General features: G+C 65.1%; 17 protein-coding genes. 7 read left to right on the top strand and 10 right to left on the bottom strand.

Translation table 11 applies throughout. The annotated features are described in order from the left end of the window. Positions 1-58 precede the first annotated feature (58 nt). A complete protein-coding gene (gene amaB, locus ACQKPE_RS21600; RefSeq protein WP_427668753.1) occupies positions 59-1549 on the bottom strand; it encodes an L-piperidine-6-carboxylate dehydrogenase in 1491 nt (496 codons plus the stop codon). A gap of 133 nt (positions 1550-1682) precedes the next feature. On the opposite strand from amaB, the gene ACQKPE_RS21595 reads away from it, so the two are divergent. Together ACQKPE_RS21595 and hglS are read left to right on the top strand one after the other, a co-directional pair. Then, complete coding sequence (locus tag ACQKPE_RS21595) at positions 1683-2570, top strand: LysR family transcriptional regulator (protein WP_427668752.1); 888 nt, start codon at positions 1683-1685, stop codon at positions 2568-2570. A 139-nt stretch (positions 2571-2709) separates the two neighbouring features. Beyond that, entirely contained in the window at positions 2710-4095 is a 1386-nt protein-coding gene (gene hglS / locus ACQKPE_RS21590) for a 2-oxoadipate dioxygenase/decarboxylase HglS (RefSeq protein WP_427668751.1), read from the top strand. Between the two features lie 102 nt (positions 4096-4197). On the opposite strand, the gene ACQKPE_RS21585 is transcribed toward hglS, so the two are convergent. Together ACQKPE_RS21585 and ACQKPE_RS21580 are read right to left on the bottom strand one after the other, a co-directional pair. Continuing rightward, positions 4198-6171 carry a methyl-accepting chemotaxis protein gene (locus ACQKPE_RS21585; RefSeq protein ID WP_427668750.1) on the bottom strand — a complete coding sequence of 658 codons (1974 nt, stop codon included), beginning with the start codon at positions 6169-6171 and terminating at the stop codon, positions 4198-4200. A 252-nt stretch (positions 6172-6423) separates the two neighbouring features. After that, positions 6424-7350, bottom strand: coding sequence for a LysR substrate-binding domain-containing protein (locus ACQKPE_RS21580; RefSeq protein WP_427668749.1), 927 nt, complete (start codon positions 7348-7350; stop codon positions 6424-6426). A 155-nt stretch (positions 7351-7505) separates the two neighbouring features. On the opposite strand from ACQKPE_RS21580, the gene ACQKPE_RS21575 reads away from it, so the two are divergent. After that, on the top strand, positions 7506-8888 hold the full coding sequence (locus tag ACQKPE_RS21575; protein WP_427668748.1) for a NorM family multidrug efflux MATE transporter: 1383 nt from the start codon (positions 7506-7508) through the stop codon (positions 8886-8888). Between the two features lie 112 nt (positions 8889-9000). Here ACQKPE_RS21575 and ACQKPE_RS21570 read toward each other — a convergent pair whose 3' ends face one another. Continuing rightward, entirely contained in the window at positions 9001-10665 is a 1665-nt protein-coding gene (locus tag ACQKPE_RS21570; protein WP_427668746.1) for a putative bifunctional diguanylate cyclase/phosphodiesterase, read from the bottom strand. 250 nt (positions 10666-10915) lie between these two features. On the opposite strand from ACQKPE_RS21570, the gene rep reads away from it, so the two are divergent. Then, positions 10916-12925, top strand: a complete 2010-nt coding sequence (gene rep / locus ACQKPE_RS21565) for a DNA helicase Rep (RefSeq protein WP_427668744.1) — start codon at positions 10916-10918, stop codon at positions 12923-12925. Between the two features lie 63 nt (positions 12926-12988). Next, the gene (gene xpt / locus ACQKPE_RS21560) at positions 12989-13561 is read left to right on the top strand and encodes a xanthine phosphoribosyltransferase (protein WP_427668742.1); all 573 of its coding nucleotides are present in this window, start codon (positions 12989-12991) and stop codon (positions 13559-13561) included. 60 nt (positions 13562-13621) lie between these two features. Here the strand turns inward: xpt and ACQKPE_RS21555 are convergent, their stop codons facing one another. From ACQKPE_RS21555 to dadA, 5 genes are all read right to left on the bottom strand, one after another. Further along, positions 13622-15487: an acetyl-CoA hydrolase/transferase C-terminal domain-containing protein gene (locus tag ACQKPE_RS21555; RefSeq protein WP_427668740.1), complete on the bottom strand. Its 1866-nt coding sequence runs from the start codon at positions 15485-15487 to the stop codon at positions 13622-13624. Between the two features lie 167 nt (positions 15488-15654). Continuing rightward, positions 15655-16059, bottom strand: coding sequence for a c-type cytochrome (locus ACQKPE_RS21550; protein ID WP_427668754.1), 405 nt, complete (start codon positions 16057-16059; stop codon positions 15655-15657). Positions 16060-16212: 153 nt separating this feature from the next. Further along, positions 16213-16761 (bottom strand): cupin domain-containing protein, encoded by a 549-nt coding sequence (locus ACQKPE_RS21545; protein WP_427668738.1) that lies wholly within the window; start codon positions 16759-16761, stop codon positions 16213-16215. Positions 16762-16870: 109 nt separating this feature from the next. Continuing rightward, positions 16871-17944, bottom strand: a complete 1074-nt coding sequence (alr, locus tag ACQKPE_RS21540) for an alanine racemase (RefSeq protein WP_427668736.1) — start codon at positions 17942-17944, stop codon at positions 16871-16873. Between the two features lie 84 nt (positions 17945-18028). After that, complete coding sequence (dadA, locus tag ACQKPE_RS21535; protein ID WP_427668734.1) at positions 18029-19330, bottom strand: D-amino acid dehydrogenase; 1302 nt, start codon at positions 19328-19330, stop codon at positions 18029-18031. Positions 19331-19485: 155 nt separating this feature from the next. On the opposite strand from dadA, the gene dadR reads away from it, so the two are divergent. After that, positions 19486-19974 (top strand): transcriptional regulator DadR, encoded by a 489-nt coding sequence (dadR, locus tag ACQKPE_RS21530; RefSeq protein WP_003258963.1) that lies wholly within the window; start codon positions 19486-19488, stop codon positions 19972-19974. A 3-nt stretch (positions 19975-19977) separates the two neighbouring features. Here dadR and ACQKPE_RS21525 read toward each other — a convergent pair whose 3' ends face one another. After that, the gene (locus ACQKPE_RS21525) at positions 19978-20331 is read right to left on the bottom strand and encodes a YkgJ family cysteine cluster protein (protein ID WP_427668733.1); all 354 of its coding nucleotides are present in this window, start codon (positions 20329-20331) and stop codon (positions 19978-19980) included. Between the two features lie 122 nt (positions 20332-20453). Between ACQKPE_RS21525 and ACQKPE_RS21520 the strand changes: the two genes are divergently transcribed. Beyond that, on the top strand, positions 20454-21265 hold an 812-nt coding region (locus ACQKPE_RS21520), incomplete at its 3' end, for an NAD(P)/FAD-dependent oxidoreductase (protein ID WP_427668732.1).

Here is a 21265-nt window from a genome sequence, read left to right as displayed (position 1 = left end):
ATTTTTCCCCTTGCTCCCCATTCGCGGGCAAGCCCGCTCCTACAGGGGACTGCGGCGATCAGTCGAACACGATGCCCTGCGCAAGCGGCAGCTCGCGCGAATAGTTCACTGTGTTGGTCTGGCGGCGCATGTAGGCCTTCCACGAATCCGACCCGGACTCACGCCCGCCCCCAGTTTCCTTCTCACCACCGAACGCACCGCCGATTTCCGCCCCGCTGGTGCCGATGTTGACGTTGGCGATGCCGCAGTCGCTGCCCGCAGCGCTCTGGAAGCATTCGGCCTCGCGGATGTCGGTGGTGAAGATGCACGAGGACAGCCCCTGCGGCACTTCGTTGTTCAGGCGCAGCGCGTCTTCGAAATCGTCGTAGGCCAGCACGTAGAGGATCGGCGCGAAAGTCTCATGGCGCACCACCTCGCTCTGCCCAGGCATTTCGACGATGGCGGGCGTCACGTAGTAGGCATTCGGGTACTGCTCGGCCAGCTGGCGCTCGCCGCCGAACACCTGGCCACCTTCATCGCGGGCCTTGGCCAGCGCGCCTTGCATGGCATCGAAGGACGGCTTGTCGATCAGCGGGCCGACCAGGTTGTCCTTGCGTGGGTCGCCGATACGCACCTTGGCGTAGGCCGCTTTCACCCGGGCGACCACCTCGTCCTTGACCGAACGGTGCACGATCAGCCGGCGCAGGGTGGTGCAGCGCTGGCCAGCAGTACCGACGGCAGAGAACAGGATGCCGCGCACCGCCAGGTCGAGGTCGGCGCTGGGGGCAAGAATCATGGCGTTGTTGCCGCCCAGCTCGAGGATGCTGCGGCCAAAGCGCGCGGCAACGCGCGGGCCCACTTCACGGCCCATGCGCGTGCTGCCGGTGGCGCTGACCAGCGGCACGCGCGGGTCGTCGACCAACGCTTCGCCCGCCTCGCGGCCCCCGATCACCAGCTGGCTCAGGCCCTCTGGCGCTTCGCCGAAGGCCTTCAACGCCTTCTCGAACAATGCCTGGCAAGCCAAGGCGGTGAGCGGCGTCTTCTCGGACGGTTTCCACACCACGGCGTTACCGGCCACCAGTGCCAGGGTGGCGTTCCACGCCCATACCGCCACCGGGAAGTTGAAGGCGCTGATCACCCCGACCACACCCAGCGGGTGCCACGATTCACGCATGTGGTGGCCCGGACGCTCGGAAGCGATGGTCAGGCCATACAGCTGACGCGACAGGCCGACGGCGAAGTCGCAGATGTCGATCATCTCCTGCACCTCGCCCAGGCCTTCCTGGGTGATCTTGCCGGCTTCCACCGAGACCAGCTCGCCCAGGTCGGCCTTGTGCGCGCGCAGCACTTCGCCGAACAGCCGCACCAGCTCGCCACGGCGTGGGGCCGGCACATTGCGCCAGGTTTCGAAGGCTTTATGCGCTTGGTCGATACGCGCAGTGGTCTCGGCCTTGCCGAGCAGCTTCACCGAGGCGATCTGGCTGCCGTCGATCGGCGTGTGGACAGGGTAGTCGCCCTGGGTATGAGCCTGGGCGGCGACGCCCAGGCGCTCGAGCAATGCAGCAACCATCGTGCTTCTCCTAATCGGTGAAGGGGTGGAAATCGTGAGGGTCAGTATTAATCCGATCACTCAGGTGCAACAAACGACCTTTATTCCGCTTATCATTCCGCCAGGTAATGACAACCCTGCCGTAGAGACCGCTATGTCCAAACGCCTGGTGCCGTCGATGACGGCCTTGCAGTGCTTCGAAGCCGCTGCCCGTCACCTCAGCTTCACTCGCGCCGCTGAAGAGCTGCACCTGACCCAGAGCGCGGTGAGCAAGCAGGTGGCGCAGCTCGAAGACCTGCTTCGCCATCACCTGTTCCTGCGTATTCGCCGGCGCTTGCAGCTCACGCCCGCAGGCGCGCTGTACCTGGCCGAGGTGAACAAGATCCTCACCCAGGTGGACATGTCCAGCCGCTACGTCCTGACCTACGGCGAGCAGACCGAAGTATTGAAAGTAGCCACTCAACCGAGTTTTGGCGTGCGCTGGTTGATCCCCAGCCTCAAGGGTTTCGGCAAGCGCCACCCGAACATCCACCTGGACATCCGCAACGAGATGGAACCCTTCGCCCTGCCGCAAGGCTCGGCCGATGTGGTGTTCTACTTCGGCCAGGGCACCTGGCCGGGGGCGACTTGCGTAGAGTTGTTCGGCGAGGAAGTGGTGCCGGTGTGCGCCCCCGAGCTGCTGGCGGGCGGCAGCCTGGCCGATGCCGGGGCGCTGGCCGAGCAGGTGTTGCTGCAAAGCACCTCGCGCCCACAGGCCTGGCACGAGTGGTTCCTGGAGCAAGGCCTGCACACCGACAACAGCTACCACGGGCCGCGCTTCGACACCTTCTACATGGCCTTGAGCGCAGCACAGGCCGGCTGTGGCGTGGCGCTGGTGCCGCGCTACCTGGCAGAGAAGGAGCTGGCCGATGGCAGCCTGGTGGTGCCCTGGAACCATACGATGCGCAGCCAGGGCGCGCATTACCTGGCGTTTGCCGAGCATGCGGCGGAGGTGCCGAAGGTAAGGGCGTTGGTCGAGTGGATCAAGGACCAGTTGGCTTAGCCCTCGCGCCTACAGGGGTGGGGTACATCGCAACCAGATCAATCGCGAACGGAATGACCCCCGCACTTTTTTTCGCTTGCCGCAAAAGTGCATTCCCCGCTTTCATGTATGGGTACTTCTCCAGCCCAGGAATCCCGCGATGCCCGCCCACGATTTCGTCAGCCCAGACAGCATCCGTGCGCAGTTTTCCGCCGCCATGTCGCTCATGTACAAGCAGGAAGTGCCGCTGTACGGCACGTTGCTGCAACTGGTGAGCGACATCAACCGCCAGGTCATGGCCGAGCAACCGAAGGTTGCCGAGGCGCTGCGCTGGACGGGCGAAGTGGAGCGACTCGACCAGGAGCGCCACGGCGCCATCCGCGTCGGCACGGCCGAGGAACTGGCGACCATCGCGCGCCTGTTCGCGGTCATGGGCATGGCGCCGGTCGGCTACTACGACCTGAGCTCGGCAGGCGTGCCGGTGCACTCCACGGCCTTTCGCGCAGTGCACGAGCAGTCGCTGCATATCAGCCCGTTCCGGGTGTTCACCTCGCTGCTGCGCCTGGAGCTGATCGACAACCTCCCACTGCGCGAGCTGGCCCGCAGCATTCTGGCCAAGCGCAAGATATTTACCCCTCGTGCGCTGGAACTGATCGCCCAATGCGAGCGTGATGGCGGCCTGAACACCGACGATGCCGATAGTTTCGTCCAAGAAGCCCTGCACACCTTCCGCTGGCACCACGACGCCACAGTCAGCGCCGAGCAGTACCGGCAGTTGCACGACCAGCACCGGCTGATCGCCGACGTGGTGGCGTTCAAGGGCCCGCACATCAACCACCTCACCCCACGCACCCTGGATATCGATGCGATCCAGCTGGGCATGCCGGCCAAGGGCATTCCACCCAAGGCCGTGGTCGAAGGCCCGCCCACCCGTCGCCACCCGATCCTGCTGCGCCAGACCAGCTTCAAGGCCTTGCAGGAGCAGGTGGCGTTCAACGACGCCCAGGGCAGCCATACCGCGCGCTTCGGCGAGATCGAGCAGCGCGGCGCGGCGCTCACGCCCAAGGGCCGCCTGCTCTACGACCGCCTGCTCGACACCACCCGCGCCGCCCTCGGTGGCGTGCCCGCCGAGGCCAATGCCGAGCGCTACCAAACACTCTTGGCGCAGACTTTCGCCGAATTCCCGGATGCCCTGGCGCAGATGCGCGAACAGGGGCTGGCCTACTTCCGTTACTTCGCGACCGACAAAGGTCTGGCCGAACGCGGCCAGGAGGATCGGCCAACGACCTTGCAGGCGTTGATCGACGCGGGGCATGTGCATTACGAGGCGTTGGTGTACGAAGACTTCCTGCCGGTGAGTGCAGCGGGCATCTTCCAGTCGAACCTGGGCGACGAGGCCCAAGCCGACTATGGCAGCAACGCCAACCGCGAGGCCTTCGAGGCGGCGCTGGGGTTGCAGGTGCAGGATGAGTTGGCGCTGTATGCGCAAAGCGAGCAGCGCTCGCTACAGGCCTGCGCCCAGGCCTTGGGGCTGGAATACCTGTAGGAGCGGGCTTGCCCGCGAACCAGGGCGCAGCCCTGGCCATACACCGCGGTGTCTGGTTCGCGGCGGTTCGGCGTCCCGACAAGCCCGCTCCTACAGACAGCCTCAGCGCCCTACGCGGAACCGGTCCACTTCCTCACGCAACTGCGCCGCCAAGCCTTCCAACTCGCGCGCAGTGCTGGCCACTTCGTTGGCCACGTCGCGCTGCTCGCTGTTCGCTTGAGCAATGCTCTGCAGGTTGCGGCTAAGCACCGTCGAGGTGCTGCTCTGCTCCTGGGTCGCGGTGCTGATCACGGCGAACTGCTCGCCCGCCAGGCGGCTCTGCTCGTCGATGCGCGCCAGCGCCTCGGCCACCTTGTCATTACGCTCCAGGCCTTCCTGCATCAGGTGGTTGCCCTGTTCCAGGGTGCTGATGGCATGGCCGGTCTGCTGCTGGATGCTGGCGATCATGCCGGAGATTTCATCGGTAGCCTGACGCGTACGAGCCGCCAACCCACGCACCTCATCGGCCACCACGGCAAAGCCGCGGCCCTGCTCACCTGCGCGCGCCGCCTCGATGGCGGCGTTGAGCGCCAGCAGGTTGGTCTGCTCGGCAATCGCTGTGATGACCCCGACGATGCCGCCGATTTCCTGCGAACGCGCGCCCAGGGTGTCCATCACCTGGGCAGTGCCGCCCAGCGCCTCGGCGATCTGCTTGAGCGAGGACGAGGCCTGGTCCATGGCGCTGCGGCCAATGCGCGTCTGCTGGGCGTTGTCGCGCGCCATGCGCTCGGTGCCGGCCATGTTGTCGGCGATGTTCATCGAGGTGGCGCTGAATTCTTCCACGGCACCGGCCATGCTGGTGATCTCGCCGGACTGCTGGTCCATGCCCTCGCAGGCACCGGACGACAAGCCGGACAACGAACGGGCACGGCTGCTGACCTGTTCGGAGGCACTGCGGATGTGCTCGACCATGGTCGCCAGCGCATCGGCCATCTTGTTGAAGCTGCGGGCCAGCTGGCCGATCTCGTCGTTGCTGGTGACCGACAGGCGCGCGCTGAGGTCGCCCGCGCCAAGGGCTTCGGCCTGGCGCACCAGGTCGTCCAGGGGGCGCAGTTTGCGGCGCAGCAGCCACAGGGTGGCGGCGACCGCCAGCAGCATTGCCAGCAGGCTGCCGATGGCCAGGCGCAAGCCAACGCTCCAGGTCACATCGCGAATCTCGGCCTCGGGCATGCTGGCCACTACTGTCCATGGGCCTTCGGCAAACGGCTCGGAGACGCTGAAGATCTGCCGCTCGCCGCTCTGCCAGAAATGCCCTACCGGTTGCCCGGCCAATTCCTTGGCCGCCGCAACTTCATCGGCCACGCCCGCTGGCGGCACCAACCACTTGCCCTGCTCGTCGAGCAGGGCCAGCGAGCCGGTCTGGCCGATGCGGAAGCGCTTGAGGTTGGCGAACTGGGCGTTCTGCGCATCGGTGTAGTCGAAGCCGACGAACAGCACGGCCATGATCTGCCCTGCACCATCGCGCACTGGCACGTAGCGGGTCATGTAGTTGCGCTCGAACAGCAGCGCCCGGCCCACGTAGGTCTGCCCGGCCATCAACGGCTTGTAGGCCGGGTGCTGGCGGTCGAGCTTGGTGCCGATGGCGCGGCTGCCGTCCTGCTTGGTCAGCGAGGTGCTGATGCGGATGAAGTCATCGCCGCTGCGCACGAACAAGGTCGCAACGCCCGCGGTCAGGCGCTTGAAGTCGTCGACCTGCTGGAAGTTGTTGTTCAGCAGGCTGTCACCCAGGTACAGCGCTGGCGCAGGTTGCCCGGCCACATCGACGTTCTCGCCGTTGTGCACCGACAGGCCCGAAGCGAAGCGCTGCTCGAACAACCCGCTCAGACGCTGGGTGTTGTCCTTGAGCGAACCGTGGAAGGTGTCCAACTGGTCGGCCAACAGGCGCGCTTCGCTGCCCAAGTGCTGCTGGCGCGTGGCGATGTTGGCGTCGTCCAGCGAGCGCAGGGCGAACAGGGTACTGCCGGAAATCACCGCCGCCAGCACGATGGCGAGGGCGATGCCGAGCTGTGAGGCGATCCGGGCACGGGGTTGAGGCATGGCAAGGCTCCTTGGCGAAGGGCCGGGATCTTCCTGATCGCAAAGGCCGCACGCTGGGTATAAACGCTCTCTTGTGGGGCGTTGTGGTGACAGGAGATCGGCGTCGTTCGTGAATACTTGAGTGTCGATGGGGGAAATACGCAAACGTTTTCCTGTCAGCAGAAGGCCCTATTGCGGGGCAAGCCCTCTCCCACAGGTTCGGCAGCGGCCTGACAAACGGCTTCGTACCTGTTGGAGGGCCGGCACAGGCGCCTACCCCGCTGCCAGGACTTCCACATCCGGCAGGTTCATCGTCGCCGCTTCTTCTTGCAGAAACCCGCTCAGGCGCCGCAAGCGCTCCCCGCCCGGTCGGGTACGCGGCCACACCAGGTAGTAGTCCAGCCCACTGGCCACCGCCGTCGGCCACGGCAGGCTCAGGCGCCCCTGCGCCACGTCCTCGGCAACCATCAGCAAGTCACCCATCGACACGCCATAGCCACGGGCGGCCGCGATCATGCCCAGCTCCAGGGTGTCGAACACCTGACCGCCCTTGAGCGACACCTGCTCGGCCAAGCCCATGCGCGCCAGCCAACTACCCCAGTCACGCTTGTCGGGGGTGGGGTGCAGCAGCTCGACACTGGCCAGCCGCCGAACGTCCCAAGGGCCTTCGGCCAGCAAGTCCGGGGCGCCGACCGGAATCAGCAACTCAGCGAACAGGCGGCGCACCTCCCAGTCGGCGGGGAAGTTGCCATCGCTGAGCAGCACCGCGCAGTCGAACGGCTCCTGGTTGAAGTCGACATGGTCGACATCCATCCAGGCGCTGGTCAGTTGCACCTCGTTGCCCGGCTGCAAGTGGCGAAAGCGGCTCAGACGCGCCAGCAACCAGCGCATGGTCAGGGTCGAGGGGGCCTTCATGCGCAGGATGTCATCTTCGCCGCGCAAGGTATGGCAGGCCCGCTCCAGCGCCGCGAAGCCGTCACGCACGCCGGGCAGCAGCAAGCGCGCCGCCTCGGTAGGTTGCAGGTTGCGGCCATTGCGCACGAACAGGCGGCAGGCGAAGTGCTCCTCAAGCGTACGGATATGCCGGCTGACGGCGCTCTGGGTGATCGACAGCTCTTCACCGGCGCGGGTGAATGAGCTCAGCCGGGCAGCGGCTTCGAATGCGCGCAAGGCATACAGCGGGGGAAGCTTGCGAGACATGAGATACCTGTCATACGTGGGGGAGCACGATATAGGCCCGATCATACAAGCATGAGTTTAACTCATGTAAACGATCGCTTTTATCCTTTTGTGCAAAGTTGACCGAAGCTTCAGAATCGCCCTTCCTAGCATTCCACCAGGAGAGGAGCTCCCCCATGCATGTCGCGCCCGCCACCGAACTCAAGGCTTTGCTGCGCCTGGCCGGGCCGCTGATCGCCTCGCAGTTGGCGCACATGCTGATGGTGCTCACCGACACCCTGATGATGGCCCGCATCAGCCCCCAGGCCCTGGCCGGTGGCGGCCTGGGCGCAGCGAGCTATTCGTTCGTGTCGATCTTCTGCCTGGGGGTGATCGCCGCAGTCGGTACCCTGGTGGCGATCCGCAAGGGCGCGGGCGATATCGCCGGCGCCACGCGCCTGGCCCAGGCCGGGGTATGGCTGGCCTGGGGCCTGGCACTGGTGGCGATGCTGGTGCTGTGGAACCTGGGCCCGGTGCTGTTGCTGTTCGGCCAGCAACCGGCCAACGTCGAGGCAGCCATGCAGTTCCTCACCCTTCTGCCCCTGGCCCTGCCCGGCTACCTCACGTTCATGGCCCTGCGCGGCTTCACCAGCGCACTGGGACATTCGACGCCGGTGATGGTCATCAGCCTGGTCGGCACGGTGCTCAACTACCTGTTCAACCATGCGCTGATCGAGGGTATGTTCGGCCTGCCGCACCTGGGGCTGGTGGGCATCGGCCTGGTCACTGCGCTGGTATCGTTGGGCATGGCCATCGCCCTGGCGCTGTACATCCGCTGGCACTCGGCCTACGAGGCCTACCCGCTGCGCAAGGGCCTGTCGCGCCCTTCCCTGCCGGCGCTGCGCGAGTTGTGGCGGCTGGGCCTGCCGATCGGTGGCACCTACATGGTCGAGGTGGGCTTGTTCGGCTTTGCCGTGTTGCTCATGGGCGTGCTAGGCAGCACGCAACTTGCCGCGCACCAGATCGCCTTGCAGATCATCTCCACCGCGTTCATGGTGCCGGCCGGGCTGTCGTACGCGGTGACCATGCGCGTGGGCCTGTACTACGGCGCAGGCAACCTGCTGGCGGCCCGTAGCGCTGGCCGGGTCGGGATCGCCTTCGGCGCGACCATGATGCTCGGGTTCGCCGCGTTGTTCTGGCTGCTGCCAGACACGCTGGTGGGGCTGTTCATCGACCGCGACGACCCAGCCTTCGCTGCGATCTTCCAGTTGGCAGTGCAGTTGGTGATGGTGGCGGCCTGGTTCGAGCTGTTCGATGGCGTGCAGACGATTGCCATGGGCTCGATTCGGGGGTTGAAAGATGCCAAGACCACCTTCCTGATCGGCCTGGGTTGCTACTGGCTGGTGGGGGCGCCGAGCGCCTGGGCGTTTGCTTTCACCTTCGGCGGTGGCGCGCAGGGCGTGTGGTGGGGCCTGGCGCTGGGGCTGGCGTGCGCGGCGGTGGCGCTGACCTTTGCCTTCGAATGGCGGATGAAGCGGATGCTGGGCAAGGCTGGCATTGGAGCTGCGGTTTCGGCCTGAAATCGGTGGTGTTTTCTTCGCGGGCAAGCCCGCTCCTACAGGTTCACCGTTGCCCCTGTAGGAGCGGGCTTGCCCGCGAAGGCGTCACCGCCGATCTATCGGCCTGGCGCAGCTAAACACTCACCAACTGCGGCTTGTCCGCCTGCAACAGGTACTCGATCAACTCATCGATCGGCAATGGCCGACTGACCAGGAACCCCTGCACCTGGTCACAGCCGAACTCACGCAGCATCGCCATCTGCTCCTCGCTCTCGACCCCCTCGGCCACCACCTCCAGATTGAGGTTGTGCGCCAAGTTGATCATCGCGTGCACCAGCTTGCTGTTTTCCTCGCGCTGGTCCATGCAGCCGACAAAGCTGCGGTCGACCTTGAGCAGGGTGATCGGCAAGCTGTTCAGGTGCACGAACGACGAGAACCCAGTGCCGAAGTCATCCAGCGAGAAGCGCACACCCAGGCGGCCCAGGGCATCCATGGTCTGGCGCACCAGCTCGTTGCGGCGCATCACGGCGGTTTCGGTCAGTTCGAACTCCAGCCAGCGCGCATCCACGCCGTGCTCGACGATCAGGCGGCTGAGGGTGGCCAGCAGCTGGCTGTCCTGGAACTGGCGGAAGCTCAGGTTCACCGCCATGTGCAGCGGCGTCAGGCCACGCTCGCGCAGGGCCTGCATGTCGCGCAGGGCCCGGGAGATGACCCAGTACCCCAGCGGCACGATCAGCCCGCTCTGCTCGGCCAGCGGCACGAACTCGCTCGGCGGCAGCAGCCCACGCTCGGCGTGACGCCAGCGCACCAGGGCTTCGAGGCCGACGATGCGCCCGTCGGCCAAGTTCAGCCGCGGCTGGTAGTGCAGCTCCAGCTCGTCGCGGCGCAAGGCGCGGCGCAGCTCGCCTTCGAGGTCGGCCAGGCTGCGGGCGTTGCGGTTGATGCGTTCGTTGAACACGTGGAAGGTGCAGCCCTGGCTGCCCTTGGCCTGGCGCATGGCGATGTGCGCGTGCCACATCAGCGGGTCGGCGCCGGCCTGGGCACGAGCGTGGGCCAGGCCCAGGCTGCAACCCAGCAACAGGCTCTCGCCGTCGATCCAGTACGGCTCGGCCAGCGCCTCGACGATGCGCTCGGCGATCCATTCGGCACGGTTAGGGTCGCGGCGGGTGTCGATCAGCAGGGCGAATTCGTCGCTGCCTAGGCGCGCCAGTTGGTCGCCTGCTTCCAGCTGCTGCTTGAGGCGGGTGACCACCTGCAAAATCAAGCGGTCGCCACCCTGGTGGCCCAGGGCGTCGTTGACGTGGCGGAAGTTGTCGAGGTCCAGGTGCCCCAGGGCCAGGCCGCGGCCATCGTTCTCGGCCAGGCGCGCGGTCAGCAGGGCCTGGAAGCCTTGGCGGTTGGCGATGCCGGTCAGTGGGTCTTGCTCGGCCAGGCGCTGCAAGGTCGCCACCAACACGCCGCGCTCGCGCACATGGCGCAGCGAACGGCGCAAGGCGTCGTCACTCAGTTGACTGCGCACCAGCCAGTCGCTGACGCCTACTGGCGCGGTTTCAGGCTCGTGGTCGAGCAACAGGATGGTCGGCAAGTCGCAACGCCCAGGTGCCGGTTGCAAGGCCGGGGTAGCGAGGACTACAGCCTGGCGGTCATGGGCGAACAGGCTGTCGACCGCCTCCCAGTTCGGCGCGGTCAACAATACCGCGCTGCCAGCCAGCGACTGCACGCACTCGCGCAGCAGGGCAGCCCATTCCGGCTCATCGGCCAACAGCAGCAAACGCAATGGTTCGACAGGCGTGGACAAGCGAGCTCCTTAGGGCTTGGACGGTGAGCGGCGGGGGCGGGCTATCCTACCCGATAAGTGGAAATGATTCTCACTATTACTGCGTGGCATTCCCTGGCCAGCATGCCGACATATTTTGTCGTGCATCCTGCTCGAAAGTCGTCGCGCCCGCAATTGTGTTTCGCACATCACGTTGCCAGACGGTCGCGCCAAAAACCGGCCATGCCTGCTAGAATGCGCGGCTATTTTCTGGTTACCCCCGGTTTCTAGCATGTCCCGACTCAACCCCCGGCAACAGGAAGCCCGCGACTACGTCGGCGGCCCCCTTCTGGTGCTCGCCGGTGCAGGTTCCGGCAAGACCAGCGTGATCACACGCAAGATTGCCCACCTGATCCAGAACTGCGGCATCCGCGCCCAGTACATCGTCGCCATGACCTTCACCAACAAGGCCGCGCGCGAGATGAAGGAGCGGGTCGGCACCCTGCTGCGCCCCGGCGAAGGCCGCGGCCTGACCGTGTGCACCTTCCACAACCTGGGGCTGAACATCATCCGCAAGGAGCACGACAAGCTGGGCTACAAGCCAGGTTTCTCGATCTTCGACGAGTCCGACATCAAGGCGTTGCTGTCGGACATCATGCAGAAGGAATACTCCGGCGACGACGGCATCGACGAGATCAAGAACATGATCGGTGCCTGGAAGAACGACCTGATCCTGCCCGCCGAGGCCCTGGAAAAAGCCCGCAACCCGCGCGAGCAGACCGCCGCGATCGTCTACACCCACTACCAGCGCACGCTCAAGGCGTTCAACGCGGTGGACTTCGACGACCTGATCCTGCAACCGGTGAAACTGTTCCAGGAGCACCCCGAAGTGCTCGAGCGCTGGCAGAACCGCGTGCGCTACCTGCTGGTGGACGAATACCAGGACACCAACGCCAGCCAGTACCTGCTGGTGAAGATGCTTATCGGCATGCGCAACCAGTTCACCGTGGTGGGCGACGACGACCAGTCGATCTACGCCTGGCGTGGCGCGCGCCCTGAGAACCTGATGCTGCTCAAGGAGGACTACCCCTCCCTGAAGATCGTCATGCTCGAGCAGAACTACCGCTCCACCAGCCGCATCCTGCGTTGCGCCAACGTGCTGATCGCCAACAACCCGCATGCGTTCGAAAAGCAGCTGTGGAGCGAGATGGGCGTGGGCGACGAGATCCGTGTGATCCGCTGCAAGAACGAGGAAGCCGAGGCCGAGCGCGTGGCCATGGAAATCCTCACCCTGCACCTGCGCACCGACCGGCCCTACAGCGACTTCGCCATCCTCTACCGGGGCAACTACCAGGCCAAGCTGATCGAGCTGAAATTGCAGCACCACCAGGTGCCCTATCGCCTGTCGGGCGGCAACAGCTTCTTCGGCCGCCAGGAAGTCAAGGACCTGATGGCCTACCTGCGCCTGCTGGTGAACCCGGACGACGACAACGCCTACCTGCGGGTAATCAACGTGCCGCGCCGGGAAATCGGCTCCACCACCCTGGAAAAACTCGGCAACTATTCCACCGAGCGCGGTGTGTCGATGTATGCCGCCAGCGACGAGCTGGGCCTGGGCGAGCACCTGGATGCGCGCTACACCGAGCGCTTGCAGCGCTTCAAGCACTGGCTCGACGGGGTGCGCCAGAAGGTCGCCCTGGAAGACCCGATCGCCGCGCTGCACGAGATGGTGCGCGACATCGACTACGAGAACTGGATCCGCCAGAACACCGCCAGCGACAAGGCCGCAGACTTCCGTATCAGCAACGTCTGGTTCCTCATCGATGCCCTGAAGAACACCCTCGAGAAAGACGAAGAGGGTGACATGACCATCGAGGACGCCATCGGCAAGCTGGTGCTGCGTGACATGCTCGAGCGCCAGCAGGAAGAGGAAGAGAACGCCGAGGGTGTGCAGATGATGACCCTGCACGCCTCCAAGGGCCTGGAGTTCCCCTACGTGTTCATCATGGGCATGGAGGAGGAAATCCTCCCGCACCGCTCCAGCATCGAAGCCGACACCATCGAGGAAGAGCGCCGCCTGGCCTACGTGGGCATTACCCGCGCGCGCCAGACCCTGGCCTTCACCTTCGCCGCCAAGCGCAAGCAGTACGGCGAGATCATCGACTGCACGCCCAGCCGCTTCCTCGACGAACTGCCGCCGGACGACCTGTCGTGGGAAGGCCTGGACGATGCACCTGTAGAAGTCAAAGCCGCGCGCGGCAACAACGCCTTGGCCGATATCCGGGCGATGCTCAAGCGCTGAACAACCCTTACTCTTTAACGTTGCCGCTTGTTGCGGCCAACTTGGCTACATCGGAGATACACCGTGCAAGCACTGCAACAGAAGATTCGCGAAGAAGGCATCGTGCTTTCCGATCAGGTTCTCAAAGTCGACGCGTTTCTCAACCACCAGATCGACCCGGCGCTGATGCAGCTGATCGGCGATGAGTTCGCCCGCCTGTTCGCAGATTCCGGCGTGACCAAGATCGTCACCATCGAGGCCTCGGGCATCGCCCCTGCGGTGATGACCGGCCTGAAGCTGGGCGTGCCGGTGATTTTCGCGCGCAAGCACCAGTCGCTGACCCTGACCGAGAACCTGCTGACCGCCTCGGTGTATTCCTTCACCAAGCAGACCGAGAACACCGTAGCCGTCTCGCCGCGCCACCTCAACAGCAGCGACCGCGTGCTGGTGATCGACGACTTCCTGGCCAACGGCAAGGCTTCCCAGGCGCTGATCTCGATCATCAAGCAGGCCGGCGCCACTGTGGCGGGGCTGGGTATCGTGATCGAGAAGTCGTTCCAGGGTGGGCGTGCCGAGCTGGATGCCCAGGGCTACCGTGTGGAGTCGCTGGCGCGGGTGAAGTCGCTGGAAGGTGGGGTGGTGAGCTTTATCGATTGATGAATATGCGGCCCAATCGCGGGACAAGCCCGCGATTGGGCTGCGTAGCAGCCCCTGATGTCACCGCTGGGTCGCCTGCAACCCCGCCACCAGCAACCGCCGATACAACTCCTCTTTGAGGCTGTTCGGCTGCACCAGCCCCATGCGCTCCAGGTGCGCCGCATACCCCTCGTCCTCCCCCGCCTCCAGCGCCGCCTTGCCCAGCCCGAACGCCTCACTGATCTTGAACTTGCTCTTGATCCAGTTCAGCGCCCGCAGCAAATCCTTTTCCTCGGCGGTGAAGTCACTGCCCAGCGGATACTCCGGGAACAACCGCGCATGCCGGGCGCGTATCGCCTCCAGCCGCTCGGGGGTGTTTTCGGTGAAGCGTGGTGCCAGCGCGAAGTCCAGGGGCAACTTGCCGGCCTTCTTGGCTTGCACCAGCAAATCACTCTGAAAGCGTGAATCGCTCACCGCCAGCAGGCGCGCGATCACCTCGCTGTCGGTCTGCCCACGCAGGTCGGCAATGCCGTACTCGGTCACCACGATGTCGCGCAGGTGCCGGGGGATGGTGCAGTGGCCGTAGTTCCAGAACAGGTTGGAGCTTACCTCGCCGCCAGATTCGCGCCAGCTGCGCAGCAGCAGGATCGAGCGGGCGTCCTCCAGCGCATGGGCTTGCGCAACGAAGTTGTATTGCCCACCCACACCGCTAAGTACCCGGCCATCTTCGAGCTGGTCGGCCACCCCGGCGCCCAGCAGGGTCATGCCGAACACCGTGTTGACGAAGCGCGCGTCGCGGCGCTGGCGGCGCTTGAGGGGCTCATCGCCGTACAGCTCGTTGATGAAGCTGATGGCGCTCATGGCGTAGCGCTCGCGCTGTTCCAGAGGCATTTCCCGCAGGCGTTGGTAGAAATCGCCGGGGCCGAGGAAGAAGCCGCCGTGTACCAGCACGCCGTGCTCGTCTGCCGGGCGCCGGACTACACCGGCCTCGGCCAGTGCCAACAGGCCATTGACGAACATCTCGCTGCAACCGTACAGCCCCTGGGCGAAGGCCTCCTGCCCGCCTTCGCGGTCGATCAGCGCCTGCCAGGGGGTGATGTCGAGGTCGGCCAGCAGCGCGCGATAGCCTTCGTTGTCGCCTTGGCGCGCCAGCAGCGCGGCGGCCACCGCATCGCCCATGGCGCCGATGCCGATCTGCAAGGTGCCGCCATCGCGCACCAGGGTGCTGACGTGCAAGCCGATGCAGTGGTCCTGGGTGGTGACCGGCATGTTCGGCGTGGAGAACAGCCGACGCTGTTCGGGCTCATCGAGCAGCAGGTCGAAGGCCTCGAGCGGCAGTTCGGCATCGCCTGGCATATAGGGCAACTCGGCGTGTACCTGGCCCAATACCAAGATGGTTTCGCCTGTGGCGCGGCGCTTTTCAACCATTGGCAGCAGGTCGAGGGTGATGTCGGGGTTGCAGGCCAGGCTCAGATGGCCGGGGCGCTCCGGGGTGTGCGCCACCAATTGGGCGATCAGGTTCAGGCCCTTGGCGTTGATGTCGCGGGCGGCGTGGCTGTAGTTGCTACTCACATAATCTTGCTGCGCCTGGGAACTGTGCAGCAATGAGCCGGGTTGCATGAAGAACTGTTCGACGTGGATGTTTGGCGGCAGGTTGTCGTTGCGCAGGTCGGTGAGGTAGTCGAGCTCTTCGTAGTCGCCGAATACCCGCTCGACGAAGGGCTCGAGGAAGCGCCGTTGCAGGCCCTTGCCCAGGGGCGGGCGACCGAGGCTGAGCGCGGTGTAGATCGTCAGCTGGCGCTCGGGGGTGTCGCATATGCGTGCGTACAGGGCATTAACGAAGGCGTTGGGCTTGCCCAGGCCCAGTGGCAGGCCCATGTGGATGTGGGCTGGGAGGCGGGCCAGGGCCTGGTCGACGGCCTGGTCGAGGGAACAGCGTTGAGGCATGGGTGGGCTCCTGGGCTTCTCGGCTTACAGGGATATGACCATCACGCTAGCTGATTTGCTGCTTTTACTGCCCCTATCGCGGGCTTGTCCCGCGATAGGGCCGGTACAGGCACCACAAAAAACAAAACCCGCCAGGCAGGGCGGGTTTCGCTGTACTCAGCCCAGGCTCAAAGCCCGGACATCTTCTTGATCGCGTTCTTCAGGTCTTCATCCGAGCAATCGGCGCAGGTGCCCTTCGGCGGCATGGCGTTGATCCCGGTAATAGCCTTGGCCAGGATGCCATCGAGGCCGCCCTGGTGATCGGCGCGCTCTTTCCACGCTGCGGTATCGCCGATTTTCGGCGCGTTCAGCAGGCCAGTGCCATGGCACGCATTGCAGTGCTTGGCGATGACTTCGTCAGGGGTCTTGGCGCCACCACCGCCCGCTGTGGCCACCACTTCCATGCCCTTGCACTCCTGCCCCTGCACGCACACCTGGCCGACCGGCTCGAGGCGCTTGGCAATGTCGTCGTTGGTCGCTGCGTGTGCGTTTAGCGCCCACAGGGCGAATACGGCTGCTGGTACGGCCAGCATCTTCTTGATTTGGTTCACGCGTACACCCTCATGGTGGCTAATCACGCCCGCGGCCACGGTTCGCGGGCGTTGGAAAGTATAGCGGCAACCTGGAAGGCGTGAAACGACCCTACTGGGGAAAGGGGTATTGGCTTCACAATACCCTGCGCTGGATCAAAAATTCGACGGGGTGGCCGCACTGATCAGCCGGGCCGGCTCATCAAAAGGGTTGCGAAAACGGTGCGGGCGGGTGCTTTCGAAGTAGTAGCTGTCACCGGCTTCGAGAATGAAGGTCTCGGCGTCGACCACCAGTTCCAGGCGGCCTTCGAGCAGGATGCCGGTTTCCTCGCCGTCGTGGGTGAGCATTTCCTCACCGGTATCGGCGCCCGGCGGGTACACCTCGTTGAGGAAGGCGATGGCGCGGTTGGGGTGCGACTTGCCCACCAGTTTCATGGTGACCGCGCCGTCGGAAATGTCGATCAGCTCGTGGGCCTTGTACACCACCTGAGTAGGGCTTTCCGGCGCCAGCTCGACGGAAAAGAACTCGACCATCGACATGGGAATGCCGCTGAGCACCTTGCGCAGGGAGCTGATCGACGGGCTCACGCTGTTCTTCTCGATCATCGAGATGGTGCTGTTGGTCACCCCCGCGCGCTTGGCGAGTTCGCGCTGGGACAGGCCCTTGAGCTTGCGGATGGCTTGAAGTCGTTCGCCGACGTCCAAAGCGTGAGCCTCCTGAAACGGTCGAGGTGGGGTCGAATGTGAACGATATGATGGCAACGCCGTTCAGTATTTACAACACTCGAGGCCCCAGCCCGTCCGCTTTGGCGGCTTATCCGCCGTAATAATCCAGCGGGGCGCGCTTGAGGTTGCAGAACAGCTGGTAGGGGATGGTATCGGCGTGCTGAGCCACGTCGCTGGCCAGCACCTGCTTGCCCCACAGCTCCACCGGGCTGCCGACTGTGGCTTCCTGGACCGCAGTCAGGTCGACGCAGAGCATATCCATCGACACCCGGCCGATGAGCCGGGTGAGCTTACCAGCGACCACCACCGGGGTGCCGGTCGGCGCGTGGCGCGGGTAGCCGTCGGCGTAACCCATGGCGACCACGCCAACACGGGTCGGGTGAATGCTGGTGAACTTGCCGCCATAGCCCACCGGCTCGCCGGTCGGCAGTTCGCGTACGCTGATGATGCGCGATTGCAGGGTCATCACCGGCTGCAGGCGCGCCGCCTGCGCCTGCTCCACCTCGAACGGCGTGGCGCCATACAGCATGATGCCCGGCCGCGCCCAGTCGCCAGCTACCTGTGGCCAGGCCAGCACGCCGGGGGAATTGCACAGGCTGACTTCGGCAGCCAGGCCCTGGCGCGCCGCCTCGAACACCGCCACTTGCTGCTCGGTGGTGCTGGCGTCCAGTTCATCGGCGCGGGCGAAGTGGCTCATCAGCACGATGCGCGCGACCTTGCCGCTGGCCAGCAGGCGCTGGTAGGCGTGCTGGTAGTCCTTCGGGTGCAGGCCGACGCGGTGCATGCCGCTGTCGAGCTTGAGCCAGACGTTCACCGGCTTGTGCATCGCCGTCTGCTCGATGGCCTCCAGCTGCCACAGCGAATGCACCACGCACCACAGGTCGTGCTCGGCGATCAGCGCCAGCTCGCTGGCCTCGAAGAAGCCTTCGAGCAGCAGCACCGGCGCCTTGATGCCCGCGGCACGCAGCTCCAGGGCTTCCTCGATGCAGGCCACGGCGAAGCCATCGGCCTCGGCCTCCAGGGCCAGGGCGCAGCGCACTGCGCCATGGCCATAGGCGTCGGCCTTGACCACGGCGAGGGCCTTGGCGCCGCTGAGTTCGCGGGCCAGGCGGTAGTTGTGGCGCAGGGCTTGGAGGTCGATCAGGGCACGGGCGGGACGCATGGGGCAGCCTTCTGGCGGTTCTGTTGCATGACGGTAAAGCGGTGTTGGCTGCTTCGCGAAGCAGCCAACACAGGCATCAAGGGTTCACTGGTGAGCCGGCGCCGGGCTGGCGTGCTTGGCCGCCTCGCGGTGGCTGCCATAGCGGAAGATATCCAGCCCTTCGGCGCTGATCTGCGGCTTCTTGCGCGCGATCAGGTCGGCCAGCAGGCGCCCGGAGCCGCATGCCATGGTCCAGCCCAGGGTGCCGTGGCCTGTGTTGAGGAACAGTTTACGGAACGCCGTGGCACCGACGATGGGCGTGCCATCCGGGGTAGCCGGGCGCAGGCCGGTCCAGAAACTCGCCTGGGCCAGGTCGCCGCCGTGAGGATAAAGGTCGTTGACGATCATCTCCAGCGTTTCGCGCCGACGTGGGTTCAGCGACAGGTCAAAACCGGCGATTTCGGCCATGCCGCCCACGCGAATGCGGTTGTCGAAACGGGTGATGGCAACCTTGTAGGTCTCGTCGAGGATGGTCGAGGTCGGCGCCATGTCGGCGTTGGTGATCGGCACGGTCAGCGAGTAGCCCTTGAGCGGGTACACCGGAGCCTTGATGCCCAGCGGCTTGAGCAGCTGCGGCGAGTAGCTGCCCAGGGCCAGCACATAGCGGTCGGCGGTTTCCAGCTTGCCGTCGATCCACACGCCATTGATGCGGTCGCCCGCGAAATCCAGGCGCTGGATGTCCTGGCCGAAGCGGAACTCCACACCCAGCTTGGTGGCCATGTCGGCCAGTTGGGTGGTGAACAGCTGGCAGTCGCCGGTCTGGTCGTTGGGCAGGCGCAGCGCGCCGGCGAGGATGTGCTTGGCACCGGCCAGGGCGGGTTCTGCGCGGGCGATGCCATCGCGGTCGAGCAGCTCGTAGGGCACGCCAGACTGCTCCAGCACGGCGATGTCCTTGGCGGCAGCATCGACCTGGGCCTGGGTACGGAACAGCTGGGTGGTGCCCAGGGTGCGGGCCTCATAAGCGATGCCGGTTTCAGCGCGCAGCTCATCGAGGCAGTCGCGGCTGTACTCGGACAAGCGCACCATGCGCTCCTTGTTCACCGCATAGCGGTTGGCGGTGCAGTTGCGCAGCATCTGCGCCATCCACAGGTACTGGTCGACGTCACCGGTAAGCTTGATGGCCAGCGGTGCATGGCGCTCGAGCAGCCACTTGATGGCTTTGAGCGGTACACCAGGCGCGGCCCAGGGCGAGGCGTAGCCAGGCGAGATCTGGCCGGCGTTGGCGAAACTGGTTTCCATGGCCACCGCCGGCTGGCGGTCGACCACCGTCACTTCGAAACCTTGCCGGGCCAGGTAGTAGGCACTGGCGGTTCCGATCACACCGCTACCAAGTACCAGAACTCGCATTGTCTATCCCTCGCACGCGGCGCACCGCGCTGTTTTGTTGAAAAGGCATGGATGCGCGCAGTATATGGACTACAACCCAGTGCTATTCACTATATAAACGCCTATATTTGGCGAGAATTCTTGGCAAGAACGCCTTTCACGGAGGGGCATCCCCTATGAGAACCCAGCACCAGAGCAAACGTGAACTGGACAAGATCGACCGCAACATTTTGCGCATCCTGCAAAATGACGGGCGTATCTCCTTCACCGAACTGGGCGAGAAAGTCGGGCTTTCCACCACCCCCTGCACCGAGCGCGTACGCCGCCTGGAGCGCGAGGGCATCATCATGGGCTACAACGCCCGCCTCAACCCGCAACACCTCAAGGGTAGCTTGTTGGTGTTCGTGGAGATCAGCCTGGACTACAAGTCCGGCGATACCTTCGAGGAATTTCGCCGCGCGGTGCTCAAGCTGCCCCATGTGCTGGAATGCCATTTGGTGTCGGGCGACTTCGACTACCTGGTGAAGGCGCGCATTTCCGAAATGGCCTCGTACCGCAAGCTTTTGGGCGACATCCTGCTCAAGCTGCCGCACGTGCGCGAGTCGAAGAGCTACATCGTCATGGAAGAAGTGAAAGAGAGCCTGTGCCTGCCGATTCCGGACTGAGCCTCAGACCAGCACCTGGCGCGTGGTGGCAATGAACTGATGCACCAGCTGTTCGGCCTCGGGCTCGATCATCTGCGCTGGGCCTCGCCCCCGTGGGCAAGGCAGCCGTTCGGTGGTGCCGAACAGGCGGCAGATCATCGGGCGCTCTTCATACACCGTGCAGCCTTGCGGGCCGAGGTGCACGCAGTCCAGGCGCTGCAGCGCGGCGTCCTGCTCGGCCTGGGTCTTGCGCGGCAGGCGAGCCATCTCTTCGCTGGAGGTGGTGACCGGGCCGCAGCAGTCGTGGCAGCCGGGCTCGCACTCGAACGAGGGGATGAGTTCGCGCAGGAAGTGGATTTTATGGCGGTTGCAGGGCATGGCGTGGCGTGTCTTCGAGGGGTGCGGTGGATTATAGAGCCTCTTGGCCAGGCAAGCCCGGTTGCCCAACCGCGAAACCCCGGCTTATCCTCGCCCCTCCCCAAGCTCCCAAGGCCTTCGAGATGATCCACAGCGCGCAGCACGCCGCCTCCTACTACGCCGCCAGCAGCGCGCCACACCCCGACCACCCGTTCCTGCAAGGCGAACAGCGGGCCGACGTGTGCATCGTCGGCGGCGGCTACTCGGGCCTGAACACCGCCATCGAACTGGCTGAACGCGGCTTCTCGGTGATCGTGCTGGAAGCCCGCAAGCTCGGCTGGGGGGCCAGTGGGCGCAACGGTGGGCAGTTGATTCGCGGGGTCGGCCACGATGTCGAACGCTTCCTGCCGGTGCTGGGCGAAGAAGGTGTACGCAGCCTCAAGCTGATGGGCCTGGAAGCCGTGGACATCGTGCGCGAGCGCATCGAGCGCCATGCCATCGACTGCGACCTGCGCTGGGGCTACTGCGACCTGGCCAACAAGCCCGCCGAGCTGGCCGGCTTCGCCGAAGACGCCGAGGAACTGCGCAGCCTGGGCTACCGCCACGAACTGCGCCTGGTGCAGCCCGGCGAGATGCACAGCGTGGTGGGCTCCGATCGCTATGTCGGTGGCCTGGTGGACATGGGCTCGGGCCACCTGCACCCGCTCAACCTGGCGCTCGGCGAAGCCGCCGCCGCGAGCCGCCTGGGCGTGCATTTGTACGAGCAGTCGGAAGTCACCCGTATCGAATACGGCACTGAGGTGAGGGTGCACACCGCCCAGGGCCAGGTCCGCGCCAAGACCCTGGTGCTGTGCTGCAACGCCTACCACAACGGCCTCAACCCAGAGCTGGGCGGCAAGGTGCTGCCCGCCGGCAGCTACATCATCGCGCTACATCATCGCCACCGAGCCCTTGG

The sequence above is a fragment of the Pseudomonas sp. NPDC089554 genome (assembly GCF_050280645.1).
In the GTDB taxonomy this organism is placed as follows: domain Bacteria; phylum Pseudomonadota; class Gammaproteobacteria; order Pseudomonadales; family Pseudomonadaceae; genus Aquipseudomonas.
The sequence above is the reverse complement of the archived record's forward strand: the minus strand, read 5'-3'. Positions and strand labels throughout refer to the sequence as shown.